Origin of the sequence: Lysinibacillus sp. AR18-8 (assembly GCF_001705465.1) — a bacterium.
Lineage (GTDB): Bacteria > Bacillota > Bacilli > Bacillales_A > Planococcaceae > Lysinibacillus > Lysinibacillus capsici.
In genome coordinates this window covers 49,839-75,088 of the sequence record NZ_MDGU01000054.1, presented here as the reverse complement: position 1 = coordinate 75,088, position 25,250 = coordinate 49,839, and the positions used below count along the sequence as shown (strand labels likewise).

Annotated in this window: 27 protein-coding genes; 24 read left to right on the top strand and 3 right to left on the bottom strand. The window is 40.7% G+C overall.

The window, feature by feature from the left end; genetic code table 11:
• Positions 1-59 precede the first annotated feature (59 nt).
• The 5 genes from BFM98_RS23175 (at position 60) to BFM98_RS23160 (ending at position 5,242) form a co-directional block, all read left to right on the top strand.
• Positions 60-377 (top strand): hypothetical protein, encoded by a 318-nt coding sequence (locus BFM98_RS23175; protein ID WP_054548773.1) that lies wholly within the window; start codon positions 60-62, stop codon positions 375-377.
• Between the two features lie 293 nt (positions 378-670).
• Complete coding sequence (locus tag BFM98_RS24115) at positions 671-991, top strand: hypothetical protein (protein ID WP_175400804.1); 321 nt, start codon at positions 671-673, stop codon at positions 989-991.
• Positions 960-1,997: an alpha/beta hydrolase gene (locus BFM98_RS23170; RefSeq protein ID WP_254660085.1), complete on the top strand. Its 1,038-nt coding sequence runs from the start codon at positions 960-962 to the stop codon at positions 1,995-1,997. Before BFM98_RS24115 ends, BFM98_RS23170 begins: the two co-directional genes overlap by 32 nt.
• Positions 1,998-2,160: 163 nt before the next feature.
• The gene (locus BFM98_RS23165) at positions 2,161-4,290 is read left to right on the top strand and encodes a type IA DNA topoisomerase (RefSeq protein ID WP_066038518.1); all 2,130 of its coding nucleotides are present in this window, start codon (positions 2,161-2,163) and stop codon (positions 4,288-4,290) included.
• Between the two features lie 106 nt (positions 4,291-4,396).
• Positions 4,397-5,242, top strand: a complete 846-nt coding sequence (locus BFM98_RS23160; protein ID WP_066038517.1) for a nucleotidyltransferase — start codon at positions 4,397-4,399, stop codon at positions 5,240-5,242.
• 86 nt (positions 5,243-5,328) lie between these two features.
• Here BFM98_RS23160 and BFM98_RS23155 read toward each other — a convergent pair whose 3' ends face one another.
• The gene (locus tag BFM98_RS23155) at positions 5,329-5,940 is read right to left on the bottom strand and encodes a TetR/AcrR family transcriptional regulator (protein WP_009371039.1); all 612 of its coding nucleotides are present in this window, start codon (positions 5,938-5,940) and stop codon (positions 5,329-5,331) included.
• A 202-nt stretch (positions 5,941-6,142) separates the two neighbouring features.
• On the opposite strand from BFM98_RS23155, the gene BFM98_RS23150 reads away from it, so the two are divergent.
• The 19 genes from BFM98_RS23150 to BFM98_RS23060 all read left to right on the top strand — a co-directional run bounded on the left by BFM98_RS23150 (position 6,143) and on the right by BFM98_RS23060 (position 23,246).
• The gene (locus BFM98_RS23150; protein WP_054548769.1) at positions 6,143-6,895 is read left to right on the top strand and encodes a glucose 1-dehydrogenase; all 753 of its coding nucleotides are present in this window, start codon (positions 6,143-6,145) and stop codon (positions 6,893-6,895) included.
• Positions 6,896-7,358: 463 nt separating this feature from the next.
• Positions 7,359-8,717 carry an aspartate kinase gene (locus tag BFM98_RS23145; RefSeq protein ID WP_066038516.1) on the top strand — a complete coding sequence of 453 codons (1,359 nt, stop codon included), beginning with the start codon at positions 7,359-7,361 and terminating at the stop codon, positions 8,715-8,717.
• Positions 8,718-8,821: 104 nt separating this feature from the next.
• Positions 8,822-9,007, top strand: a complete 186-nt coding sequence (locus BFM98_RS23140; RefSeq protein ID WP_048390624.1) for a hypothetical protein — start codon at positions 8,822-8,824, stop codon at positions 9,005-9,007.
• 204 nt (positions 9,008-9,211) lie between these two features.
• Positions 9,212-9,895, top strand: coding sequence for an adenosylcobinamide amidohydrolase (locus BFM98_RS23135; protein WP_054548768.1), 684 nt, complete (start codon positions 9,212-9,214; stop codon positions 9,893-9,895).
• Positions 9,892-10,848, top strand: a complete 957-nt coding sequence (gene cbiB, locus BFM98_RS23130; RefSeq protein ID WP_048390628.1) for an adenosylcobinamide-phosphate synthase CbiB — start codon at positions 9,892-9,894, stop codon at positions 10,846-10,848. The genes BFM98_RS23135 and cbiB overlap by 4 nt, the downstream gene beginning before the upstream one ends.
• Positions 10,835-11,929, top strand: a complete 1,095-nt coding sequence (locus tag BFM98_RS23125; protein ID WP_054548767.1) for a pyridoxal phosphate-dependent aminotransferase — start codon at positions 10,835-10,837, stop codon at positions 11,927-11,929. The genes cbiB and BFM98_RS23125 overlap by 14 nt, the downstream gene beginning before the upstream one ends.
• On the top strand, positions 11,926-12,534 hold the full coding sequence (locus tag BFM98_RS23120) for a histidine phosphatase family protein (RefSeq protein ID WP_054548766.1): 609 nt from the start codon (positions 11,926-11,928) through the stop codon (positions 12,532-12,534). The genes BFM98_RS23125 and BFM98_RS23120 overlap by 4 nt, the downstream gene beginning before the upstream one ends.
• Before the next feature lie 12 nt (positions 12,535-12,546).
• The gene (locus BFM98_RS23115) at positions 12,547-13,122 is read left to right on the top strand and encodes a bifunctional adenosylcobinamide kinase/adenosylcobinamide-phosphate guanylyltransferase (protein ID WP_048390634.1); all 576 of its coding nucleotides are present in this window, start codon (positions 12,547-12,549) and stop codon (positions 13,120-13,122) included.
• A gap of 20 nt (positions 13,123-13,142) precedes the next feature.
• A complete protein-coding gene (cobS, locus tag BFM98_RS23110; protein WP_066038525.1) occupies positions 13,143-13,919 on the top strand; it encodes an adenosylcobinamide-GDP ribazoletransferase in 777 nt (258 codons plus the stop codon).
• Positions 13,892-14,488, top strand: a complete 597-nt coding sequence (locus BFM98_RS23105) for a histidine phosphatase family protein (RefSeq protein WP_048390636.1) — start codon at positions 13,892-13,894, stop codon at positions 14,486-14,488. Before cobS ends, BFM98_RS23105 begins: the two co-directional genes overlap by 28 nt.
• Complete coding sequence (locus tag BFM98_RS23100; RefSeq protein ID WP_048390638.1) at positions 14,440-14,832, top strand: bifunctional adenosylcobinamide kinase/adenosylcobinamide-phosphate guanylyltransferase; 393 nt, start codon at positions 14,440-14,442, stop codon at positions 14,830-14,832. The genes BFM98_RS23105 and BFM98_RS23100 overlap by 49 nt, the downstream gene beginning before the upstream one ends.
• Positions 14,833-14,863: 31 nt before the next feature.
• Positions 14,864-15,358, top strand: coding sequence for an ECF transporter S component (locus tag BFM98_RS23095; protein WP_048390640.1), 495 nt, complete (start codon positions 14,864-14,866; stop codon positions 15,356-15,358).
• On the top strand, positions 15,355-16,041 hold the full coding sequence (locus tag BFM98_RS23090) for a hypothetical protein (RefSeq protein WP_066038515.1): 687 nt from the start codon (positions 15,355-15,357) through the stop codon (positions 16,039-16,041). The genes BFM98_RS23095 and BFM98_RS23090 overlap by 4 nt, the downstream gene beginning before the upstream one ends.
• Positions 16,042-16,476: 435 nt before the next feature.
• A complete protein-coding gene (locus BFM98_RS23085; protein WP_066038514.1) occupies positions 16,477-18,210 on the top strand; it encodes an ABC transporter ATP-binding protein in 1,734 nt (577 codons plus the stop codon).
• Entirely contained in the window at positions 18,207-20,018 is a 1,812-nt protein-coding gene (locus BFM98_RS23080; protein WP_066038513.1) for an ABC transporter ATP-binding protein, read from the top strand. The genes BFM98_RS23085 and BFM98_RS23080 overlap by 4 nt, the downstream gene beginning before the upstream one ends.
• A 41-nt stretch (positions 20,019-20,059) precedes the next feature.
• Positions 20,060-20,479: a DUF1801 domain-containing protein gene (locus BFM98_RS23075; protein ID WP_066038512.1), complete on the top strand. Its 420-nt coding sequence runs from the start codon at positions 20,060-20,062 to the stop codon at positions 20,477-20,479.
• Positions 20,480-20,605: 126 nt separating this feature from the next.
• Positions 20,606-21,589, top strand: a complete 984-nt coding sequence (locus BFM98_RS23070) for an alpha/beta hydrolase (protein WP_066038511.1) — start codon at positions 20,606-20,608, stop codon at positions 21,587-21,589.
• A 2-nt stretch (positions 21,590-21,591) separates the two neighbouring features.
• Positions 21,592-22,263, top strand: a complete 672-nt coding sequence (locus tag BFM98_RS23065; RefSeq protein ID WP_066038510.1) for a response regulator transcription factor — start codon at positions 21,592-21,594, stop codon at positions 22,261-22,263.
• Entirely contained in the window at positions 22,260-23,246 is a 987-nt protein-coding gene (locus BFM98_RS23060) for a sensor histidine kinase (RefSeq protein ID WP_066038509.1), read from the top strand. The genes BFM98_RS23065 and BFM98_RS23060 overlap by 4 nt, the downstream gene beginning before the upstream one ends.
• Before the next feature lie 37 nt (positions 23,247-23,283).
• Here the strand turns inward: BFM98_RS23060 and BFM98_RS23055 are convergent, their stop codons facing one another.
• Both BFM98_RS23055 and BFM98_RS23050 read right to left on the bottom strand, forming a co-directional pair.
• On the bottom strand, positions 23,284-24,153 hold the full coding sequence (locus BFM98_RS23055; protein WP_048390652.1) for a DMT family transporter: 870 nt from the start codon (positions 24,151-24,153) through the stop codon (positions 23,284-23,286).
• Positions 24,154-24,262: 109 nt separating this feature from the next.
• On the bottom strand, positions 24,263-25,120 hold the full coding sequence (locus BFM98_RS23050) for a LysR family transcriptional regulator (RefSeq protein WP_066038508.1): 858 nt from the start codon (positions 25,118-25,120) through the stop codon (positions 24,263-24,265).
• Between the last annotated feature and the right edge of the window lie 130 nt (positions 25,121-25,250).

Genomic DNA, 25,250 nt, shown 5'->3' with positions numbered 1-25,250 from the left:
GTTTGTACCATTACGCAGGTTTATATTTTCATGTTGTCAGAAGAAATGAGGTAATTTATTTGGATGAATGGAAGAAAGTTGTACTTAGTTTACTCGAAATTATTGTAATTCTATCGATTGGTTTACTTTTCACAACTTATATTTTAAGACCTATATACGAGAATTTTGGAATACAATTTACAGGTGACGTATGGGTAAACTGGTTTGGATTATCGTATATTTTATTCGTCTTATACTCTTTGATTGTCGGTATTTTTATTTTTCAGGAAAGTAATATCTTTAAACAGCGACGTACATCAGTACTCTTTTGGCTCATTTTTATTGGTTCAAATTATGTAGTTTTTATTCCTTTTATAAAAGGTGAAAATCCATTCTAAGACTTCTATATAGTTCATTATTTCAACAATCCCAAAATCTATTACCGACACAAAGTAGGATAAAAATCAAAAACTGCATCCATTTAGATGCAGTTTTATTTTTTTCTAATCAGTGTTTCACCAAGTGGGATTCCAACTACAACAACCAAAACAGTTAAAATTAACAGTGCTCTAAAAATAAAATATGCAGCTTCATCAAACATCGTATCCCTCCTTCTTTTTTACAATACCTACCTCATATTCCGAAAGAATTATTGTTGTGTTTTTATAGTTTACGTCATTACAAGGTACGTATGCAGTTTTTTAAAAATTTGTGGCATTTTTTTAGTAAGGAATACGTCATGCTTCCTCTAAAGGGTCACTTTAATCCTTTAGAAAATGGAAGAATACAACCTTGTATTGATGCTATACAAGATCTCAATCGTTATCTGCTAAAGAATGAGCTAAAGGTTAATAATCCTTTACCCGAGATAATAAATAGTAAACGATACATAAGTAAATTTAATGGAGGTTATGATGATGAGGGTAGTGAAGAAAATAGCCAAGATGGCAGGAATCCTTCTAGTTATACTGACTTTGTTTATGGGGATTGGATACGCTATTCTTGTGATTAATCCGTTCGGAAATAAACCAGGCAAGCCAGTTGCGGATATTGAAGACAAGGTGGAGATTTGGGGAGAAGAAGTGGCAGGTAATCATTCGGGAAGTAAGCTAGAGAATATGAATATTAAGGGCAATCCTAACAGACTTTTGGCGACATTCAAATTTTCCACTGGCATTGTGGGAGAAGACTATAAAGACAATGAAGCGGCCATTGATACCTTTACCTATGTCCATGAAATTGAAGGGGGCTATGAAAAATCAACCTATGAAGATGAGCCCTATCTGATTCCTTATACGGTAGCGAACAGTGACAGTGCCGTCATTATTATGCCAGGTGGTGGTTATGGCTTTAAGGAAATGGATGGAGGAACAGCGGAAGGAAAGGAAGTAGCTGCATCATTAAATAAAGCAGGTATTAATGCATTCGTTCTCCACTATCGTTCCAATCCCTATGAGTGGCCTATTCCACAGCTAGATGTTCAGCGTGCCGTCCGATTTCTACGTTATCATGCCAATGATTATGGTCTCCATCCAGATCGAATTGGTTTAATAGGTTTTAGTGCTGGAGGCTATCAAACGGGTAGCTTTATTAACCTTATTCAGGGAGAAAATCTGTTTCCTGCTAGTTATCAGCCTGATGCCATTGATGCTGTTGATGATCAAGTAGCATCTGCTGCTATGATTTACCCTGCATTGACGTATCGCTATAATGTGCCCATGCTCTTTGCTTCTTTTAATGATGAAGATGTCAGAAATCCAGAAAAACGTGAAGAGCTCTTGCAGCAGACAGATTTATCTACGCATTTCAGAACAGCTCATATACCTCAGTTTATAGCTTATGGGACAAAGGATTTAGCAATCGGGGTAAAAGGTCCACAGGAGTATATCCAATCTGCACGAAACGCAGACGCGGATGTGACTGTGATAGTAGCAGAGGACCAGAATCATGGCTTTAAGCAGGAATACTATATGCGAGCGTATCTTGAATGGGTAAAGAAAATTTTTGCTTCTTTATAATTTGCTTTAAAAGAGGTCAAAGATTTTAGTAAGTGCTATTTTATATGGTTTAAAGTAAAATAGTAGTAAGGTATTTCACCATCAACTCAACTAATCTGATTAGTTGAGTTTTATGTTTTTATAGAAAAGCTACTAAAATATTGTAAAGAAGATGTGATGATAAATGGGGAAAATTGCTATATTAGCAGAGAAACCATCTCAAGCAAGAGCATATGCAGACGCCTTTAAAGTGAAGCAAAAAGAGAAAACCTTTATTGAACTGGAACCTTGTGCTACTTTTCCTCATGGTGCAGTTATTACCTGGGCGGTTGGTCATCTTGTTGAATTAAAGGAGCCGAAAGAATATCAGAAGGAATGGGAGAAGTGGTCGCTTGCTTCATTACCGATCATTCCGCAAAAATTTGAAGATAAAGTGGTCTCTAAAATGTATCCACAATTCAATGCAGTCAAAAAAATCTTTAGTGATCCCCAAGTAACAATGATTTATAACTGCTGTGATAGTGAACGTGAGGGTTCAAATATCTTCTACTCCCTTTTGAAAATGACAAAAGTAAATAAGCCAGTTAAACGATTATGGATCAATTCATTAGAAGTGGAGGAAATCCGAAAAGGTTTTAATCATATGCAAGGTAATGAGCGTGATTTGCTTATGTACCAAGAAGCTAAAACGCGTCAAATTAGCGATTGGCTAGTGGGTATGAACTGTAGTCGCCTCTATACGCTACTGTTGCAGAAAAAGGGCTTCAAGGGCAGTATCTCCATCGGACGAGTACAATCGCCAACCGTCTATTTAATTTATAAAAGACAGCAGGAAATTGAACAGTTCAAGCCTGAAAAATTTTATGAAATCGAAGGGGTATTTAAAGCTCAAAATGGTGTATATAAAGGGAAGGCGAAGCTAAAGACAAAAGAGCGGGCTGAGGCAGTGCAGTTATTGCAACAGCATGGGATTGAACCGAATGATACAGGTCTCATTACAAGTGTCACGAACAAAACGAAGCGGATGGCACCACCTAAACTACATGCGCTATCAACTTTACAAGCGGCTGCCAATAAACGTTGGAAATACAGTCCATCACATGTGTTGAAACTTACGCAATCACTTTATGAGAAAAAGCTCGTTTCTTACCCACGTACCGATTCACAGCTCATTACACATAATGAGTTTGCTTATTTAAATGAATCATTAGGAAACTATCAGCAGCTCGTGGGAAAAGCATTTCAACCAATCAATAGAGGGAAGAACAAGCGCTATGTCGACAGTGTCAATGTTGGGGAGCACTATGCGATAATTCCAACGAAAAAAATACCGACCGCCAAAGCGTTGCAATCCATGAATGCTGATGAACGAAATATTTATTTTGAAATCCTCAATACGACACTCGCTATGTTTCATCAGGATTATGAATACGATGAAAAAACGATTATCACGAATGTCAAAAATGTAGAGTTTAAAACAGTAGGGAAAACAGAGTTTGTCAAAGGCTGGAAAGAATTATTTTCAAATGAGACAGAGGTGCAGGCGCGTGAGGAGTCTTTACCTGTTGTCTTCCAAGATGAGCTGGTACAAAGTAAGATTGCTATACTAGAAGGCACGACAACACCTCCGAAGCCCTATACAGAAGGTCAACTCATTACGATGATGAAAACCTGTGGTAAATCGGTTGAGGATGAAGAGGAAATCGAGGTGCTGAAATCGATTGAAGGGATTGGGACGGAAGCAACTCGAAGTGGCATTATCGAGACGATTAAGAAGCATGGATTTATTGAAGTACGAAAAAATATCGTGAGCATTACACCGAAAGGACAGCTTTTATGTCAGGCAATTGAAGGAACATTACTGTCAAGTCCTTCCATGACGGCCAAATGGGAAATTTACTTACATAAAATTGGCCATGGGGAAGGCTCTGCCAAGCATTTTATTGAGAGCATAGGCAAGTTTATTCATCAATTAATAGCAGAGGTGCCTAAACAGTTAGAGTCACTGACAATTGAAGCAGAGCAGTTTAAACCAGCTGTGGTCAAAGATATTGCCATGTGCCCAGCATGCAAGGAAGGGAAAATAGGCTTGCGTAAAAGCTTTTACGGATGTTCGAATTATAAAAATGGTTGTAAGCAAACGTTCCCACAAAGGCTATTAGGAAAAAAACTAACGGAAAAAAACATCCATGATTTATGTAAGAGTGGGAAAACTGCTATTTTGAAAGGCTTTAAATCAAAGAATGGCAAACAATTTAATGCAGCCCTACGTTTGGTAGAAGGAAAAATTGAATTTGAATTTAAAGAAAAGTAAATGCTGTTAGTTTCAAAGGACTTCCAACATGAAAGTAGGATAGTGTGTTTGTATAGGACATGCTATCCATTATTAAGTAAATCAGTCACATAAAAGGAGCGATGTAATGACGACTATAAAAGAAATTGGCAGCTTATGTCTGACGGATAGTGATGGATACATAATTAATCATGCAGATTGGAATAAAATCAACCCTATTTTTCTTGCTGTCATCAACGATGTGGTTCATACCTATCGCACCCTTCTCCAAGATGACTTACATAGCATTTATATAAGGGGATCGATTCCAAAGGGTATAGGTATTGAAGGAGTAGCTGACTTAGACACAATAGCGGTTACGAAGCATAAGCCTAAAAAACAGCAGGTAAAGCGGATAAAAGAAGTAGAGCAAGCTTTAACTCAAAACCATGATTGTGTAGATGGGATTGAGCTAAGTGTATTCGGCAAAGAAGATATTTTAAATACGACATCTTTTTCAATCATTAGTTTCATCCTCCAAACCCATAGTATATGTGTCTTTGGAGAGGATTTAATACCTCGATTACCAAGATATAAAGCGAACGAGGCTTTAGCGAATGACCACCTTATTCATTTGCAGGGGCAAATAAAAAATGCCTGTGATGATCTTCAAGATAATTCGGATAGAGAGGATATTAAAGATTGTTGTAAGTGGATTATGAAAATTATAGTAAGAGCAGGGCTTGCACTTGTCATAACAAAGGAAAACACCTATACAAGGGATTTATACCCCGCCTATAAACGGTTCTCAGAATATTTCCCTGACAAGGAAAGCGACATGAGAAGGGCACTTGAATATGCAATAACACCCATAATCGATACGAACGTTTTGTTATTGTTTTTAAATGAATTTGGAACGTGGATGATCAGTGAAGCGGATAAATGGTTACAATTCTATAACCCTACTAGAGAATTAAACATGAAAATCGTATAACTTTCGAGACAAATAGAGAAAGGTAATCACATTTGCGTTGTGATTACCTTTTGTTTTTGTTGTTAATTGAAATTTGGTGTTCTGCTTTATCTTTCAAAAGGGTTGTCAATATAAGGGCCTTTAATGGTAATACGCATTAACTGGGTCGCCATAAATTTGGGGGTATAGGGCATATCATTTTCTAACCACCAGACGATTACTTCAAGAAAGGCGGCTGCATAAAAACGGACGGCCATTTCGCGCGGCACGGTCAGCTTTTGGTCGTCAGGCTCCATCATTTGAATGCCGCTCGAGACAAAATTGATAATAATGTCTTTAAGACCATCGGAGAAATAAGGGATATTTTTTTCTGTGAGATAGACCTTGTATAGCTTACTATTCAGCGCTATTTGTTCAAATAAATGCATAAATGTCTCATGTGGCTGGTCATAATTTGGTAATAAATCAAAATCCTTCTTCTCTTCGAAGGGTGGATGGATACTACTTACAAGCTCATGCAAGGCTTCTTCTGAGCTTTGATAGAGAAGGTCTAATTTATCACGGTAATGTAAATAAAAAGTGGCACGGTTTAATGTAGCCCGTTGTGTAATATCTTGTACCGTAATCTTTTCATAGCCTTGTTCATCAATTAATGCCACTAGTGCATCTCTTAATAATTGGCGCGTTCTGATGACGCGAGGGTCCATTTTTTTCGACATTTTGAAGCTCCTTGTATTAAATTTTCAATTTAAACAACAGTCCGATTGCAAGTGTTGTGAAAGCATCATTATGGGCTTTGGTGTTGTTTGCCCTTTTTCAATTGCGCGTTATAATTATATTAACGACACCGTGTCGATAATACAACTAGTTGTTAACGTGTTCACGAATTGTTCATTTATATAGAAGAAAGGGAGTTTTATGATGGGTCGTTTAAATGGGAAAGTAGCAATTATTACAGGAGCAGCAATGGGAATGGGCGCTTCTGAGGCAAAACTATTTGCACAAGAAGGCGCAAAGGTCATTGCAACAGATGTACAAATCGAGCCCTTGAATAATTTAGTAAAAGAAATTAAAGAAAATGGTGGGGACATTATTGGTCTTCAACATAATGTTACTTCTGAGGATGAGTGGAAAGCAGTGATTGCCGAGGCTGTAAAGGCATATGGCAAAGTAGATATCCTCGTCAACAATGCGGGCGTTTCATCACCTAAAACAATTGCCAACATGGAAATGGCTGAATGGAATAAAATTATGGATATTAACCTGAATGGTTGTATCATTGGCATGAAATATATGATTCCTGAAATGCAAAAAGCTGGCGGTGGTTCAATTATCAATATTTCTTCGATCGGTGGAATCGTGGGAATGGCTGGTACAAGCCCCTATACAGCAGCAAAAGGAGCGCTTCGTGTGCTTTCTAAATCGGCTGCGATTGAATATGGTAAAGATAAAATTCGTGTGAATTCTGTTCATCCAGGCATTATTGTAACACCAATGACAGCGCCTACGATGGAAGAGGGCGGTGCATTGCCATACTATCAAGCTTACACGCAATTACCATACTTCGGTGAACCTGAAGATGTAGCTTATGGCGTAGTGTTCTTAGCGTCAGACGAATCCCGCTTTATGACAGGCGCAGAGCTCGTAATCGATGGCGGCTGGACAGCCATTTAATCCAATAGCAAAAAAAAACTAGGCATCACTCGACGTGAGCCTAGTTTTTTTATATCCACAGTCACTCCATAAAGGCCTCAGGAACGAGCGAAAAACCTCATAAATAAAAGAAAAAGCCTTGCTGAAGGAATCCCTGATACATACAAAAATAGCACAGACATAGTGGATATTTGTGCATATCATAAATGGAGTAAGCGTTTTCTTCATTTATATAGAAGAAAGTCAAAACCGAAAATTTCACGATTATGTGAACGTCACGAAAAAAAATTCACAAAAACCTTAACTATTTCATGTGAAATCCGTATAATAAATCAAACAGTACGAAAATTGTCCATATTTCTCGAAAAATTGCGTGAATTTTTTAAATTGTATTGACGTAGGAAACGATAATTTGTACACTGTGTACAGTCAATTGTTTTGTGGAGGAATACAATTAATTTGAAAAAGTTAGGATTTGATAGATATGATCGTGTGTAAATTTGGTGGAACATCTGTAGCAAGTGCAGAACAAATACAAAAAGTAGCAAACATTGTAAAATCTAATCCGGCGCGTAAGATTGTTGCCGTTTCAGCACCAGGGAAACGTTCTGGTGACGATATAAAAGTAACTGACCTATTAATACAATTAGCAAATGCAGCGTTACTACAAGAGAATACAGAGGAAAAATTGCAAACTGTTGTGGATCGTTTTAGAGCGATTGCTGATGGTTTGGGGCTAGATAATGCCATTTGTGACGTAATCGCAGAAGATTTACGTGAACGTGTACAAGGTGACAAAACAAATGTGGAATTATTCATCGATAGTATTAAAGCAGCAGGTGAAGATAATAACGCCAAGCTTATTGCAGCTTACTTTAATACCATTGGTATGCCCGCACGCTATGTCAGTCCTAAAGAAGGTTTAGTGGTCAATGATTTACCAGAAAGAACCTTTGCATTACCTGAAGCGTATGCTAATTTAGCCCCTTTAAAAGACACAAAAGAAATTATTGTGTTCCCAGGGTTCTTCGGTTACACTAAAGCGGGCGTATTGCGAACATTTGACCGCGGTGGCTCTGATATTACAGGCTCTATTTTAGCAGCAGCCGTTGAAGCGGAGCTGTATGAAAACTTTACGGATGTGGATTGTGTGTTCTCCGCGAATCCGAAAGTCGTCAACGATCCAGTGGAAATTAAAGAAATTACGTATCGCGAAATGCGCGAATTATCATATGCAGGCTTTTCAGTGTTCCATGATGAAGCGTTAATGCCTGTCTACAAGATTGGGGTGCCCGTTAACATAAAAAATACAAATAATCCATCAGCCCCAGGTACACGTATTGTACCAAGCCGTCCTGCAACAGGTCGTCCAGTTACAGGTATTTCGGCAGACAGTGGCTTTTCAACTTTATATGTCTCTAAATATTTGATGAATCGTGAGGTAGGCTTTGGACGTAAGCTACTCCAAATTTTAGAAGATGAAAATATTTCTTATGAACACACACCATCTGGTTTAGACGATATTTCTGTCATCATGCGTTCGAATCAACTAACACCAGAAAATGAAGCACGCATTCTTAGTCGTGTGAAAGAAGAGCTACATGCAGAGTATGTAGAAATGCGTCACGGTTTTTCCATGATCGTGATTGTGGGCGAAGGGATGCGTCATAACACAGGATTAGCTGCCCGTGCTGCCACAGCGATTTCAAAAACTGGCGCAAATATTGAAATGATCAATCAAGGTTCTTCTGAAGTGAGCCTCGTGTTTGGTGTCCTTCAGGAATATGAAAACCGCATTTTACAAGCGTTATATGAAGAGTTTTTTGCCCATGCAAAAGCATAATGACACAATCGTCACTAATCCAAGTGTTTCTTGCTTGGATTAGTGTTTTCTTTTTGCCGAGAATACGGTAAAATCGAGGGCGTACATAGTTGGGAGGGTTATTCGTGAAGAATTTAACAATCGGTATGCTTTTTTCAATCATCGGGATACTTTTTGTCTGTTTAACGATTATGGATATTTTACCGTCATCGACAAAAACAATGAAAATTGTTTACATAGGCATTGGGTGGGTCTTTATTATCGTCGGCTCTGTCATCCGCTTTAAGAATCTCAAACAAAAGCAGCAATAACACTTTGAAAATGGAATTGTGACAATAGCCAAAGTTATGATACAATTTCAAAGAAAATAAATAATTTGAGTATTATGAAGTTGTTATTCTGTACAAATGTTCAGAAGGTTCAAATTTTAATAAAGAATCGACCGTACAAATTCTTCTTTGTAAGAATTTGTTTTTTTATGTTCCGTCATAACTTTATCGCGAGGAGGCGATTGATTGCCTATACTTACTAAGGATTGCATTGATATTTTTGACAATTATGTTGCCCTTCAAACAGCTTCAGCCATGAAGGTTGTATCCTCAGCCATGCATAACCCAGGCTTTGGTCATTATACGCATCTGATGAATCGAACGGTGCCTATTACCTATGATGAACGACAGCCACATCAGGAATTGCTGCAGTTTTTGCAGGCACAGCATTTCCCGCATGACAATACAGTGGCTATGATGACGGCTGTCCAAGCCAAGTTTGCGACTATTCGTGACTTTACATATGAGGGAATCCACCTTGTCATTATGATTACCGCAGGGCTTGGCAATGCGGTGGATATTACCCGTGCTTTTCAACGAGAGGAGCAGTACCATGCAGGCACCATTAATACTTGGGTGCTGATCAATGGCAAGCTGTCTGATGAGGCACTTTTTCAGGCAATGATTTCAACTACGGAAGCCAAGGTCAAGGCTTTAGTAGATGAAGGTGTTACGGATCCTACGACAGGCACGCTAGCTACAGGTACATCTACTGATAGCTTGCTTATTGCCTCGACAGAAGAAGGGGACTTCCATCAATATGCAGGTCCCATCACCATGCTTGGCAAGATCATTGGCTATGGTGTTTATGAAACGATGTGTGAGGCGGTTAGAAAATACAAAAAAGATAAAGAGGAGAGGTCTAAATGATTGCTATCGTGATTGCCTGCATCATAGGGCTTATTTTTGATTTAGTAGTAGGGGACCCTCCGAAGCTTCCTCATCCTGTACGCTGGATTGGACACTTGATTCAATCGCAAACAGCTTTATGGAATAAGGGCAAATGGCGCAAGCTACGTGGGACAGTGATGGCACTTGCTGTTGTTGGCACGACCATGTTTGTGGTGACGCTAATTCTATTACTAAGCTATCAGGTGAGTATCATTTTTGGCATCCTTGTAGAGGGTCTGCTGATTGGTATCGGACTGGCACAGCGGAGCTTGAAGGAGGCGGCGATGGCTGTCTATGAGCCGCTTGTCAAAGGGGATTTTTCGGAAGCACGTGTTAAGCTGTCTTGGATTGTCGGACGTGATACCGATAAACTAGGTGAGGATGAAATTGTGCGTGGTGTGGTAGAAACGGTTTCTGAGAATACAAGTGATGGTGTGACAGCTCCACTCTTTTATGCCTTTCTATTTGGGGCAATTGGTTTATGGGGCTATAAGGCTGTCAATACCTTAGATTCGATGGTGGGCTATAAAAATGAAAAATATAAAGACTTTGGTATGTTTTCAGCCAAGCTTGATGATGTCCTGAATTTTATTCCAAGTCGCATTACAGGCTTACTGATCGTGCTTGGTACGAAAAATGAAACAGATCGTTCGCTTGGCAAGCGCTTAAAGCGTTGGGTACAGGACGCTAAGAAACATCCTAGTCCAAATAGTGGCTATTTAGAGGCAGCGACTGCAGTGCAGCTTGGTGTACAGCTAGGAGGAAAAAATACGTATCAGGGCGTTGTTTCTCATCGAGCAATTATGGGGGAAAAATTAGTGCCATTAACGAAAGAGCATATTGCAACGTCCATTATTCATATGCGTATTGCCACAGTACTGTTTGCGCTTGTTATGTTAGCAGTGGAGGTGTTAATTTATGCGGTTACCTAATCACGGAGCAAATCCGCAAAATGTTTATCAGCAATTAGGCTTAACGATGCCTGAGGTGGTGTATGATTTCAGCGAAAATGTCAATGCGGCAGGACCACCAGCCTTTGTGGAGGCACGTTGGCGTACTTTTTATCCACTAATTCAGCGCTATCCAGATCCAGATGGGGAGCCTTTTTTAACGAAGGTCGCTGCTTTTCATCAAGTAGCAAAGAATACGATTTTACTAGGCAATGGGGCTTCAGAGCTTTTTAGTGTACTAGCAAGACGCTATGCCAATAAGCGTGTCATCATTGTGCATCCAACTTTTTCAGAGTATGAGCGAACATTGCGTGCTGCAGGTGCTACAATTGTTCCTATTGTCGTGACAGATTTTATCAATTACACATTGCCATTAGAGCAGCTACAGCAGGAAATGTTGACGGCAGATGCTGTTTATCTTTGTACACCTAATAATCCAACTGGCGTATTGCCAAATAAGGAAGATTTACTCGCCTTAATCGCACACGGAGCAATCGTTAACTGTGAGCTTGTTATCGATGAGGCATTTATGGATTGGGTAGATGAGGCGCATTCGCTGATTCAGTTTAGTGCCCAAAACCCACATGTTATTGTCGTTCGTTCGATGACTAAAATGTATGCGATTCCAGGTTTACGACTTGGGTATTTGGTTGCGCATGCTACAATTGTGAGCGCCTTAAAAGAAATGCTACCGCATTGGAATTTAAATGCCTTTGCGCTTGTAATTGGGGCAAGCTGTTTAGACGAACAGCACTATTGTCAGCAGGCAATTACCTATGCCGCTGCGCAAAGGGAATGGCTGCATCGTTACTTACAGGACAATGGCTGCCAAGTAACGAATAGTGTAACGAATTATGTGTGCTTCTCCTTACCGAAAACACAGCAAGCAGACGCCTTTTTCACCTATTGTCTTGCACAGGGTGTTGTGCTGCGTCACACAAAAAACTTTCAAGGTTTGCAGGGTGAGTGGTTCCGTATTGGCATAAAAGACATTGCAGCCATGACATCTTTACATAATTGTCTACAAACGTGGTTTAACCTAAATAAGGGGAGAGAAAAGTGACAACTTTTTATCTAGTAAGACATGGGGAAACACAATGGAATCAGGAGCATCGACTACAGGGGTGGCTGGATTCTCCATTAACGGAAAACGGTAGAGCAGCGGCTGAAAAACTTCACAAGCAACTGCAACAGATTCCTTTTACCGCTGCTTATTGTAGTTCAAGTGGTCGTGCAAGAGAGACGATGGCTATTTTGATGGCCAATCGCAAGCTGCCTATTGCCTATGAAGATGATTTACGGGAGATCTTTTTAGGGAAATGGCAGGGGCAGACAATCGACGATATACTGGCGACACATAAGCTTGATTATGAGCTATATACGAACTACCCTGCGCAGTTTGTGGCGAGTCATACAGAAAGCTTTGGAGCTGTAACAGAAAGAGCGATGTTTACATTAAAAAAAATAGCAGCCCAACATCACAATGAAACGATCCTCATTGTCTCCCACGCTGTAACGATTAAATGCATTATCAATGCTATTTTACAGCGCAGTATTAGTGAGCTATGGGCGGCCCCATACATTCATGGGACAAGTGTGACAGTGATTGAACGGCAAGGTCAACAATGGCTTGTGAAGGATATTGGTAATTTACATCATTTACAATAGGAGGTGTCCTACATGGCGCTTATTTTTATTACAGGTGGTGTACGTAGTGGTAAATCCCATTTTGCCGAGCAAGCAGCGCTTCAGCATTATGAGGCACAGGCATGTACAGCGAAACGCTTGCTCTATTTGGCTTCGGGTATTGCCTTAGATCATGAAATGGAAAAAAGAATCTTACGGCATCAGGCAGATCGCCAGGCACAGCCTGTACAATGGCTGACGGTGGAGGCTCCCTATGCAATTTCTGAAGTATTTGAGACACTTCAGGATGGAGATGTGGTGCTGTGGGATTGCGTGACAACTTGGCTGACCAATGCTTTTTACGAAGGCTATGACAAGGGGACACCCTGTTTACAACAGCCTGGTTGTTTAGCTAAGAAGCTACAGGCCGTCAAGCAGGCGATCCAATCACTACTGAAGAAGGATTTGACTTTTTTTGTGGTATCCAATGAACTGTTTGATGAACCTCCTTATGCTAGTGATGAAGTAGAATTATACCGACGAACGCTCGGACAGTTCCATCAATGGTTGGTTTCTATGGCACAGGAGGCCTATGAAATGAACTATGGCATTGTAAAGAGATGGAAATAATCAAGAAGGAAGGCAAGAGGATGAAAAATTTTTGGCATAGCCTCCTACTGGCATTTCAATTTTTTACGGTATTGCCAGTACATAAAGAGCTTCCGCTAACAAGGTCCACCATCACAGGCATGTTTGCTTGTTTACCGTGGATAGGTGCTTTAATGGGAACAACGGTGGCAGCCGTGCTTTATAGTCTTATGCAGTGGACAGCCAGCAGTGAAGTGATGCTAGCTTTCACTGTGATAGGGCTATTTGCTTTATGGACAGGTGGTTTGCACTTAGACGGCTTTATTGATATGGGCGATGCCTATTTTTCCTATCGAGATCGAGAAAAACGATTGGAGATTTTAGATGACCCCCGTGTGGGAGCGTTCGGAGTATTGGCTGTGGTGTTTTTATTAATGGGGAAATTTGTTATTCTACATGAGCTTTTTGTGCAGCAGAAGTTCGACTTGTGGATGGTACTATTCGTTCCATTTCTAACAAGGGTGGGCATGAGCTTTTATTTTATGTCACTCCATTGCTCAAAGGAAAAAGGTCTTGCTTATTTTTTTAAGTCTCATATGAATGCTAATCGATTAAAAGTGATCATGCTGTTATCGCTCGTATTGGCGATGACGGTTGTTTTTATCAGCACGCAGTTCTTACTTCTTCCTGTTGTCCTAGTCGTCGTTTTAGCCATTGCACTTTTTATTTTTCGACAATTTACGTTGCGTAATTTTGGTGGAGTATCTGGCGATTTACTGGGTGCCTCCATTGAAGGGATGGAGGTTGTGCTATGGGTGACATTGTTACTGTGTGCTTAATACGGCATGCGCCTACAAAAGAGAATCTTGAAAAGCGTTACCTTGGGTGGACGGACGCACCATTAGCAGATACAGCCAAGCTTGCTGTTGTGGATGCATTGGTTAAAAAGGTATATGGCAGTGATCTACAGCGCTGTCGACAAACGGCTGCTCATTATTTTCCCAATGCTAGCTACCAGGCAGAGGCATCCCTTCGAGAGACGAACTTTGGTGCATTCGAAGGGAAAACCTATGAGGAGCTAAAAATGGATGCTCACTATCGGGCATGGATAGATGATCCAATCCGTACACCCCCTCCACAAGGTGAGGCATTCGATGATTTTATGAAACGTGTTGTAGATGGATTTCATTATTTACCGAAAAATGAGGATAGCTATTATTTAGTGGTTCATGGTGGGGTTATTCGTGCCTTACTTGTTGCCTTTGCGCCAACAGAACAGCCCTTTTGGTCCTATCAAGTGCCACATGATAAACAATTTGTTTTAACATTTACAAGAAAGGCTTGGGAGGAGGGAGCACGATGCATGTCTTTATCGGAGGTGCCTATAACGGCAAAACCGACTATGTGAGGCGCTTGTATGAACCGCAACAGATGGTTATGATTGCTGGCGAACTACCTGAGGTAGCGCCCGCCTGTGATGTCCTTGTCCTAAAGAACTTAGAAAAATGGCTTGTGACACAAAACTTGGAGGAAGATGAACAAATCGTACAAAAGGTGCTAGCAACCTTACAAGAGCTTGAACACCATTGTACACTCGCACTTATTGTGACGGATATGGGGCGTGGGGTTGTGCCAATGGAAAAACAAGCCCGACAGCTACGCGATACCTGTGGTCGACTATATCAAGCATTGTTCAAGGAAGCGGAGCAAGTTGTACGGATTTGGTATGGAATAGCTGAGCCATTGAAGTAAAGTAGACATTCAACAGAAAAGAGGGAATGAAATGGAACGACAAAAATTAAGAAAATTGATTTTGACGGCGATGGTAGCGGCCATCTGTGCAGTAGGAGCAATGATTAAGGTACCAGCGTTTATTTCAACGGCTGCACTGGATTCGGCTCCTGCCTTTTTAGGTGTTGTCTTTCTATCCCCCATCTTAGCAGGGGTTGCTGGATTAATCGGCCATTTTATTACAGCATTAACATCTGGATTCCCCCTAGGACCTTTACATATTATTATTGCGGTAGAAATGTTGATTGTCGTATGGGTCTTCGGGGTGATGCATAAAAAAGGCATGCACTTTTGGAAATGGCCAGTTGCCTTAGTATTAAATGGTATTGTTGCGCCACTACCATTTTATTTTATTATTAGTCCAGCATTTTTCTGGGGTGCTTTAGGTAGTATTCTAATGGCAACGGTGATCAATTTAATCATTGTTGCGGTAGTAATGCCCGTCCTATCAAAGGTTTTTGTGCGTAAGGAAGGTCGTGCACAGTGAGAAATGCGATGAAAGTAGGGGCATTCATTGCGACCATGGATAATGCCGCAGCCATTGGACAAAAACCGCAAGATGTTGTGTCGGCACCAGACCAATTGACAGCCTACATGACAGCCCGTGTAACGTTTTTAGAACAGCTTGCTGCACAGGCACTACCTATTCAAGTTCTACTTGCGAATTTTTCTGGAGATGCCGCATGGTCTCGCTATGAAAAAGGTATACAGCAAGTGTTTACAGAGGCAGGTCTTACATGCCCAGCCATTACGGGGAGTACGGAATCCAATATGCCCACATTGCAGTCAGGCTTAGCTGTTACAATGCTTGGAGAAATTCAGCAGCAGCGTCGAGCATTTGACCACGATCAGCTTAGCTGGTACACCTATGGCCTGCCGCTTGTGGGTGAAGAGGTGTTGGCACAGCCTGAAGATGTGGCGCAGTTGCTGCCTGTTTTCAAGGCATGGCAGTCAGAAATTGTTCAGCAAGTATGGCCAGTCGGATCAAGGGGGCTGCAAGGAGAATTTGCCCGTCTGTTTGGGGAGCGACATGTGGAATGCGCTCTTGATGGAGCAAAATCAGCAGGCCCCTGTACAGTCATTTTGCTAGGCATTGCTCCAGACAATGAGTCACAGGCACAAAAAATTTTCCTGCGAAATTTTGAGAAACTACGCATTTCTGAAAAGTGATGGGGCTTGTTTTGAGCAAATGATCGCAGCTTGGGACAGGGCTAGATAATCCAGAGCAAGTGTTATTTTACTTCGATATGATTCTTGCTCTGGGTATTTCCTTACTTATTGACAGGATGACGCTGAATCTAAAGTAGCTGGCTGTTGCTTGTAAAGGAATAGGCCCGCTCTGTAGTGTGAGGAAGTCGCTCTTCAGCAGGGCAACCCGCTCCAAAGTAAATGAAACCCGCTCATAAGAAGTGGAACTTCGCTTTAAAAATTCACCACCCTCCAAAATCTGCTTAGAAATTAGATTTTTTCTCCTTATGAAGACACTACACCACAATCAAACCACTCCAATAATATTACGAGACCCGAAAAATTATTTATCAAATGGGAATGATTTTCAGTTATAATAAGGAACGAATGGGATTTAAATAGAACGGAGTCGAATGTATGCAGGCAGTTAAACAATTAGGGCAGTATTTGGGGCCTTATAAATTTTTCACGCTGATTGCACCGTTATTGATGGTGCTAGAGGTGACGATGGATTTAATTCAGCCGACCATCATGCAACATATGATTGATACGGGGATTGCCAATGGGGATAATCGTTACGTATTGAATATGTTTGTGTGGATGCTTGGCAGTGCAGTGCTCGGACTTATTGGTGGGGTTGGTTGCTCGTATTATAGCTCGAAGGCGGCGATTCATTTTGCCTCGGATATTCGACAGGCTCTTTATGAGAAGATGATGACTTACTCAGCCAAGGAGCGAGATGCTTTTACAACGGGGAAGCTGATTACGATTTTAACGAGTGATGTGGAAAGTATTCAGCGTGCCTTTATGATGACGCTGCGTATTTTTGTGCGTGGGCCCTTGCTCTTTATCGGCGCAGTGATTATTGTGTTTGTCACAGCACGTGAGCTTTTTTCCATATTGCTCATTATCGTACCATTGTTGGTTATAGCGATGTATTTTTTTACGAAATATTCGGGTGTATTGTATCGTCGTGTTCAGGAGGCCATTGATGCCGTCAATACGAAGCTACAGGAAAATTTGGCGGGTATTCGTGTAGTTAAAGCCTTTCGCCGTGAAACACAGCAGGTAGCACAGTTTGGAGAATTAAATGAGGCGTTGACGAAACGTTTTATTACAGCTGAGCAAATTGTCGGGGTACTTGTACCCTTTACGATGTTTGTTGTCAATCTAGGGATTGTAGCCGCGCTTTGGCTTGGAGCCATTAAGGTAGACGCGGGTACACTGCAAGTTGGCGTTATTCTTGCATTCATCAATTATTTAACGATTATTTTAAATGGACTGATGTCCTCTAGTATGGTGCTGATGCAAATAGCGCGAGCCTTGCCTTCAGGAGAACGCATTGTGGACGTGTTAAACAAAGAGATTGCTGTTAAGGAAGCGGAACATGCGCTGACCGATCCAATAAAAGGGGCCATTGACTTTGATCAGGTGAGTTATCGTTACTATGAAACAGCTGAGGATGTCCTCAAAAAGATTTCATTTTCGGTGAAACCAGGGCAAACGGTCGGCATTATTGGAAAAACAGGTAGTGGTAAATCGACGCTGGTGAAGCTATTACCTCGCTTATTTGATCCCTCTGGTGGCGAAATCCGCATAGACGGAAAACCGCTAAAATCCTACTCACTCGCAACCCTACGTGAGCATATCGGATTTACCTCACAGAAAGCATTATTGTTCTCTGGACCGATTGAAAAAAATATTCGTCTCGGTAAGGATGATGCTACAGCTGAGGACCTACAGCAGGCATTAGAGGCGTCCTGCGCCAGTGAATTTGTAGAGCGACTTGATAAGGGCTTAGCACATGAATTATCACAGGGTGCTACGAATCTTTCGGGTGGGCAGAAGCAGCGGCTTGCATTAAGTCGTGCGTTTATTCGAAAGCCTGCTATTTTGGTGTTGGATGATACAACGTCAGCGTTAGATAGTGCATCAGAACAACAAGTGCAGCGAGCTATTGCCACCTATTATCAAGACACAACGACCTTCATCGTAGCGTCGAAAATTGCCTCCATTCAGCAGGCAGATGTTATTTTGGTACTAGAGGATGGCGACATTGTTGGGCAAGGAACCCATCAGCAGCTTCTACAATCAAATGCGCATTATCAAGCAATTTATGCGTCACAGCAAAAGGCTGGTGAACAAGGATGAGTCAAGGTCAACCAAAGCAAATGAATTTTGGACGTGGACCGCGTATGGGGGGACCAGCTGAGAAGGCGAAAAATCAAAGGGAGACATTGTCACGTGTATGGCATTATGTCAAGCAACAAAAAATAGGGCTGTTTTTCTCTATCTTTTTTGTCATTGCTTCGACCTTTTTAAGCCTTGCGGGGCCCTATATGATTGGGCATATTATTGATGATTACATTATGAAAAAGGATATCGACGGAACGATTCGTTTAGGCATCCTGTTGGCCGTTATTTTTTCAGTAGCCTCTATTCTGACATGGCTGCAAACCTATGTCATGATTCAGGTGGCGATGAAAACCATTCGGACATTGCGTCTGGAACTATTTCAAAAGCTTCAAACACTGACATTACGTTTCTTTGATCAGCGTGCACTTGGGGATTTAATGAGCCGTGTGACCAACGATATTGATAATTTAAATACCGCACTTGTGCAAAGTGTTACGCAAATCGTGTCGTCCATTTTAACTGTAATCGGTGTCAGTATCGCCATGTTTACATTAAGCTGGCAATTAGCAATCGTGACATTGATTATTATTCCGCTAATCGTTTTCACAACCAAGCAAATCATTAAACGCAGCAGTAAAAATTATGCAGCACGACAACGGGATCTTGGGAAGCTGAACGGCTATATTGAGGAAATGATTACAGGTTCGGAGGTACTTACGCTTTTTGGTAGGGAGCAGCAAACGATTGATACGTTCCATCAGCAAAACGAAAATCTACGAAACTCTGCCCAACGAGCAGAAATTACCTCTGGCTTACTAGGTCCGATTAATAACTTTATGAATAATTTAGGCCTTGCTGTCGTCATCGGAACAGGTGCCTTTTTAGCAGTAAAGAGTATTGTTACAGTGGGGATTATTGCCGCCTTTGTGACCTATACACGGCAATTTTTCCGTCCGCTTAATCAGCTATCTAATCTATTAAACACCTTCCAGTCTGCTATTGCTGGGGCAGAGCGTGTTTTTGAGATACTAGATGAACCCTCAGAGGTAGCCGACAAGCCTAATGCTATCAAGACGGCATCGCTCAAGGGGGATGTTGTTTTCAAACAAGTATCATTTAGCTATGAGCCAAATAAGCCTGTGTTAAAAAACATTGACTTCCATGCCAAGGCAGGAGAGACATTTGCTCTTGTTGGGCCAACAGGCTCAGGCAAAACAACGATTATCAATTTATTAACACGTTTTTATGACGTCGATCAAGGTGAGATTTTAATTGATGGGCATAATATTGAACACTATCAGATGGCGACGATTCGCCAAAGAGTTGGTGTGGTTTTACAGGACACCTATTTGTTCTCGGGAACGATTCGTGAAAATATTCGCTTTGGTAAGCTAGATGCGACAGATGAAGAGGTTGTGGAAGCGGCAAAAATCGCGAATGCCCATCATTTTATAAAATATTTACCTGCCCAATACGAAACACCCGTGCAGGCAGGAGGAGCCAATTTAAGTCAGGGGCAGCGTCAGCTTATTGCGATCGCCCGTGCAATTTTAGAGAATGCCGATATTTTAATTTTGGATGAAGCGACATCCAGCGTGGATACCCAAACAGAGGTCGATATTCAAAAAGGCTTACAGCATTTAATGCAGGGACGCACAAGCTTTGTCATTGCCCATCGTCTGAAAACAATCGAAAATGCCGATCAAATCCTCGTGATTCAGCAGGGAGAAATTGTCGAGCAGGGCAATCACCAAGAGCTGATGCAACAGCAGGGGATCTATCGTCACCTTCAACAAAAACTATTGTTAGAGCAGGTAGAATAGGGAATAATGAAGGTACATCTTCCAGAAGGCGAGGGATTGACATGTATGAATTAAAGACCAAAGAAACCGATGTAAGTGTCATTGAATTTATTGAAAGTGTAGACCATCCAAAAAAGCGAGAAGACGCCTATCGATTATTGGACATTTTTACAGAGGTCACAGGCTATGAAGCCAAAATGTGGGGACCGAGTATTATAGGCTTTGGTAAATATCATTACAAATATCAAACAGGCCATGAAGGGGATGCCCCACTAGCTGCCTATTCCCCTCGCAAAGCGAAAATTAGCTTATATTTTGCTCCAGGGGATGAACGAGAGCAACTATTACAACAATTTGGTAAACACACAACAGGAAAAGCCTGCGTTTATATTAATAAGCTAGCTGATGTGCATGAAGACATCTTAAAAGCCCTTATACAACAAACGATCGATTTTTTACGAAAAACCTATCCAGATGCTTAATCAAGAGAGCTGCCTATTAGTTAGGTAGCTTTTTTGTATGAAATTTATCTATTTTCTTCAAAAGTTTAGTAGAAATTTATTTTTACCGTGTATCCTTGCAAGTATCAACGAAAAGAGGAGATACGTATGAAAAAGAAAGCAAAGAAAATGATTGTCTATATGGGGGTATTGATTGTGCTTGGAATGGTGATAATTTGTATTTATCACTATAGCTTAATACAGAATGAATCAGCTATTTTACAACCTAACGGCACATTAAATAATGTAGATGGTCAAAATCTCCATGTTTATCAGGAGGGGGCTGGCGTGGATACATATATTTTTATGGCTGGCTCAGGTATCGCAGCACCCGTATATGAGCTAAAAGGGCTGTATCGTAAGTTTTCACAGCATCATCAAATTGCAGTAGTGGATCGAGCTGGCTATGGCTATAGCGACGTAGCCCATGATGATAGAGGAATCGATACGATTTTAGCGCAAACACGACAGGCACTTCTGCAAAGTGGGCTTGAACCGCCCTATGTCCTTGTGCCACATTCCATTTCAGGGCTAGAGGCCATTTACTGGGCGCAAAAATACCCAGAGGAAGTAAAGGGCATCATCGCGCTAGACATTGGCCTACCTAGTCAATATGTAAAGCATAAAATGGGGACGGTCGATCGTTGGATGGTGAGAGGCATGCACCTCGCTACTAAACTCGGCTTACATCGACTTTTGCCAACACAGGTCTATAATCCGCAAGTACTTCAACTGTCGTTTTTAACAGCACAGGAAAAGGAAATCTATCAGGCGTTGTCCTTTAAGCAATTTTTTAATGAAGATATGCAAAATGAGCTGTTGCAGGTCTACGAAAATAGTTTACAATCAGAACAGCTCAAAAAGCCGCAAGACACGCCTATCTTACTGATTGATGCGATTGCGGAAGAAAACAAACATTCGAAATATACGAAGCAAAATCGGCAGGATTATGCTGACTTTGCAAAGCAATTCAATAATGCACAGGTGAAAGAGGTCAGTGGGACACATAGTATTTATCTCCATCAGCCAGATGAAATCTATCAACTGGCAATGGAATTTATGAAAACAACGGGTGATGAGAAAGGTCGATAAGTATGAAAGGATTTAGAATCTTAATTATAGAAGACGATCACATGATTGGTGATCTACTGCAAAAAATAGTACAGCGTGAGGGCTATGAGGCAATCTGGAAAACAGATGGCAAGGATATGATGGCGCTGATTCAGCAGGTGGATTTAGTCATAATGGATATTATGCTGCCAGGAGAGGATGGCTATCAATTGAGCAAAAATATTAAACGATTAGGCTTAAATATTCCAATCATTTTTCTATCGGCACGTAATGATATTGAAAGTAAGCTAGAGGGGTTGATGGTTGGAGAGGATTACCTGACAAAGCCATTTGATCCGCGAGAGCTGTTGCTAAGAATGCAAAAAATGCTAGCACAACAGTATGGTACACTTACGCAAATTCAGCATTTATTGATCGATGGAGAGCGCCGTCAAGTATTTCATCATAGCATCCATGATGAAATCGCCCTAACAGCGATTGAGCGAAAAATTTTCTTTTATTTATTTGACAATCGAGACAGAGTATTAACAAAGGAACATTTTTTTGATTATCTTTGGCCGCTCGATGAACGCAATCATAATATTTTGAATGTCCATATTAAAAAAATTCGAACAAAGCTACAAGACCCAGCAGGCACTATTGTGCAAAATATTTATGGAGAAGGGTATCGTTTAAATACCTATAATAAAAAATGACCTTAAAAACAAAATACCGTACTTTGTTATTTGTAGCCATTGGGAGTGTGCCTGTTGTACTATTAGGCATTAGTGTGGCCATGTCAATTTTGTATGACAAGGCCTTTAAAATGAAAAATGACGGCATTCCGTTTCATGAGTCCTATGCCTATCCTATGATGCTGATTGCGTTTGTGCTAGCGTTAGGAATGCTCGCATGGCTATTTTCCACATCGATTCATTCGTTACTATCCAAAATTACACTACTTAATAAAACAATACGAGAACTAGCAAGTAATGAGCGAATACCTGACACGTTAACGATAAAAAGTGAGGATGAAATTGGACAGCTTAGCCAATCTGTCAATCTTTTAATTGAGCGTACAACTTACCGAGAGTTAGAGCTTGCCCAGCAGCAGGAGCTTCAAAAAGAGCTGCTACAAAAGTTGCGACATGACATTCATACGCCGTTAACGGCTATCCGTTTGCAGCTGTTTTATCTAGAGGATCAGCTACAGGGGCAGCCCAAATTGGTGGAATCCTTACAGGCACAAATTCAATATATCACGAATTTAACTAATGCATTTCAGTTACAGTCCTTTGATACGAGTGAACAGTCCTATGTCATGCAGGAGGAGGTTCAACTTGTCCCATTGTTACAAATGATGATAAAGAAGTGGCAGTATCTATATCGCATGCAGAATATTACGCTGCATTTTCAGCACGATGATTTACAAGCAACTTGGCTTAGCAATGAATTGTGGCTACAGCGTTTATTCGATAATGTCTTGCAAAATACATTAAAGCATGCCCAAGCATCCAAGCTAGAGGTGACGATCAAGGACGGGCAAGTTGTCATGTGTGATGATGGTATTGGCTTTACGACTGAAGATGAGCATGGCGGACTTGGGCTTAAAATCATTCAGGATATTGCTAAAACATTGAATATCGAAGCTTCCTTACAATCAAACAAAAATGGCACGACCTTCTACTTTACACACTAATAAAAAACAACGGCAGCCTTTGCCGTTGTTTTTTCTTTTACACTGATTTTCGTTGCTGTAGTAAGAACAGGGCAAGTCCTAGTAAAATGACCACAATACCGATCCCCTGTTGAACGGAAATCATCTCATCTAAAATAAAATAAGCTAATATACATGTGCCGATTGTTTCGCCTAAAATACTCATGGAAATCACCGTTGTACTTAACCATTTTAATAGCCAATTAAAAATGGTTTGCCCGAAAATCGTTGCAATGACAGCCAGCCCTACAAGGGACCACCAGGTGGAGGCTGAATAATCGAAAAACGATTCTTTCATAAAGAGGGCATAAACGGCTAAAAAGATCGAGCTACTGCCATAGCCGATAATAGAATAGGGAATGAGCGATAAATCCTTGCGCACTGATTGCCCAATAAAAAAGTAGGCTGTAATAATACCTGCCGCAATAAAGGCAAGAATATCGCCATAAAGGGCTTGTCCACTAATCTGGAAATCTTGCCAGCCAATAATGAAGCAGCCGATGATCGCTACGAAGCAGCCAACAATCGCTCCTTTTGAAAATCGCTCTTTAAATAAAAAATAACTGCCTATTAAAGAGAATAGTGGCTGTAGTGTCACAATGACGGTTGAACTAGCCACAGATGTGTAGTTTAATGATTCAAACCATAACACATAATGACAGGACAAAAATAAGCCTGATAAAATGCCGAGTCCCCATTGTTTTTTCGAGAGACTTGTAAGCTCCTGCCGCAAGCTCTTCTGTGCCAATAAAAATGGAAGAAGAACTAGCATCGCAAAAAATAGTCGATAAAAGGCTGTAATCGCTGGTGGTGCATCAGCTAGCTTAACAAAGATTGCTGAGGTAGATAATGCAAATACTGCAAAAAATAACGAGATGTAATAAAACATGATGTACTCCTAAGCATTTACAAGATTAATAATGACAAACCTATTATAGTGTAGTCCGCATGAATAATATAGGGTTTTTAGAATATTAGCACAAAATAGGTTTATGGAGCTAATTCTGCTCAAGCAAGGATTCAATGACCTGTTTTAATTGCAGGATGAAGGGCTGCTTACTGTCATCTTTTTTATAGATATAAACTGTTTCGATCACACTGTGAAGCCCATCTAAATCATAAAAATGCAGGTCGGGACAAGGATAAAGTGCTAGTAATTTGGTATTTAATACAGCCAATGTATGCTCGATTTCAAGAAAATCTAAAATACTACTAACTGATTTAATTTCCTTCATCGTAAAAGGTACCTGCTTGTCAGTGAGCCATTGTGCTAATGCATGGGTATACATGCAGCCCTTACTTAACACAAGCAATGTGACAGGTGTTCGTTGATCAAAGTCAATGATATGAGCGGAGCTTGAGATAACTTCAAACGTCTCTGTGGCTAGTACATCATAGTGTAGATCGCTATAATGCTTGATTGGATTACTTGTCAATGCACAATCTATTTCCGCCAGATGAACTTTGTGATTTAAGGCTGTACTTGATTCCACAGTGAAATCAACATCTATCGGACTTCGACTAGTTTGCAGTGCGTTCATAATGGATGGTCCATATATTTTAATGGTTGTATGAGATGTACCAACCAAAATGCTCGTTTGTGTAGGGCCGATGGTATGTAAAAAGTCTTCATACTGCTCGGCAACTTTCTTTAAAAACTGTAAATAATGTTGACCTACCTCTGTCAGCTTTAAGCCTTGGGGTGTTCGTTTAAAGATGTCCTGCCCAATTTCACGCTCCATTTTTTTCACCTTTGCTGTTAAGGCAGATTGTGTATAATTGGTGATTTCAGCCGATTTACTCAAGTTTTGCCTCTCTAAAAGCTCCATTTTTAAGGCAATTTCTTCAATGTTCATGTTGTTCCTCACATACCTATAGAATTTTTTAATAGCCGCTATCATTTTCCTCCATTTTACGTACGCGAGCTGTCCACGTACACTCTAGATAATGAAAAGGTAGACTGCAAAAGCAGTAACCTGATGGAGG

What these genes read in the sequence shown, in the direction of transcription:
- BFM98_RS24115 (WP_175400804.1), top strand. Translation starts at nt 671, where the DNA reads ATGCAGTTTTTTAAAAATTTGTGGCATTTTTTTAGTAAGGAATACGTC.
- BFM98_RS23170 (WP_254660085.1), top strand. Translation starts at nt 960, where the DNA reads ATGGGGATTGGATACGCTATTCTTGTGATTAATCCGTTCGGAAATAAA.
- BFM98_RS23165 (WP_066038518.1), top strand. Translation starts at nt 2,161, where the DNA reads ATGGGGAAAATTGCTATATTAGCAGAGAAACCATCTCAAGCAAGAGCA.
- BFM98_RS23160 (WP_066038517.1), top strand. Translation starts at nt 4,397, where the DNA reads ATGACGACTATAAAAGAAATTGGCAGCTTATGTCTGACGGATAGTGAT.
- BFM98_RS23155 (WP_009371039.1), bottom strand. Translation starts at nt 5,940, where the DNA reads ATGTCGAAAAAAATGGACCCTCGCGTCATCAGAACGCGCCAATTATTA.
- BFM98_RS23150 (WP_054548769.1), top strand. Translation starts at nt 6,143, where the DNA reads ATGGGTCGTTTAAATGGGAAAGTAGCAATTATTACAGGAGCAGCAATG.
- BFM98_RS23145 (WP_066038516.1), top strand. Translation starts at nt 7,359, where the DNA reads ATGATCGTGTGTAAATTTGGTGGAACATCTGTAGCAAGTGCAGAACAA.
- cbiB (WP_048390628.1), top strand. Translation starts at nt 9,892, where the DNA reads ATGATTGCTATCGTGATTGCCTGCATCATAGGGCTTATTTTTGATTTA.
- BFM98_RS23125 (WP_054548767.1), top strand. Translation starts at nt 10,835, where the DNA reads ATGCGGTTACCTAATCACGGAGCAAATCCGCAAAATGTTTATCAGCAA.
- BFM98_RS23115 (WP_048390634.1), top strand. Translation starts at nt 12,547, where the DNA reads ATGGCGCTTATTTTTATTACAGGTGGTGTACGTAGTGGTAAATCCCAT.
- cobS (WP_066038525.1), top strand. Translation starts at nt 13,143, where the DNA reads ATGAAAAATTTTTGGCATAGCCTCCTACTGGCATTTCAATTTTTTACG.
- BFM98_RS23105 (WP_048390636.1), top strand. Translation starts at nt 13,892, where the DNA reads ATGGGTGACATTGTTACTGTGTGCTTAATACGGCATGCGCCTACAAAA.
- BFM98_RS23100 (WP_048390638.1), top strand. Translation starts at nt 14,440, where the DNA reads ATGCATGTCTTTATCGGAGGTGCCTATAACGGCAAAACCGACTATGTG.
- BFM98_RS23095 (WP_048390640.1), top strand. Translation starts at nt 14,864, where the DNA reads ATGGAACGACAAAAATTAAGAAAATTGATTTTGACGGCGATGGTAGCG.
- BFM98_RS23085 (WP_066038514.1), top strand. Translation starts at nt 16,477, where the DNA reads ATGCAGGCAGTTAAACAATTAGGGCAGTATTTGGGGCCTTATAAATTT.
- BFM98_RS23080 (WP_066038513.1), top strand. Translation starts at nt 18,207, where the DNA reads ATGAGTCAAGGTCAACCAAAGCAAATGAATTTTGGACGTGGACCGCGT.
- BFM98_RS23075 (WP_066038512.1), top strand. Translation starts at nt 20,060, where the DNA reads ATGTATGAATTAAAGACCAAAGAAACCGATGTAAGTGTCATTGAATTT.
- BFM98_RS23070 (WP_066038511.1), top strand. Translation starts at nt 20,606, where the DNA reads ATGAAAAAGAAAGCAAAGAAAATGATTGTCTATATGGGGGTATTGATT.
- BFM98_RS23065 (WP_066038510.1), top strand. Translation starts at nt 21,592, where the DNA reads ATGAAAGGATTTAGAATCTTAATTATAGAAGACGATCACATGATTGGT.
- BFM98_RS23060 (WP_066038509.1), top strand. Translation starts at nt 22,260, where the DNA reads ATGACCTTAAAAACAAAATACCGTACTTTGTTATTTGTAGCCATTGGG.
- BFM98_RS23055 (WP_048390652.1), bottom strand. Translation starts at nt 24,153, where the DNA reads ATGTTTTATTACATCTCGTTATTTTTTGCAGTATTTGCATTATCTACC.
- BFM98_RS23050 (WP_066038508.1), bottom strand. Translation starts at nt 25,120, where the DNA reads ATGAACATTGAAGAAATTGCCTTAAAAATGGAGCTTTTAGAGAGGCAA.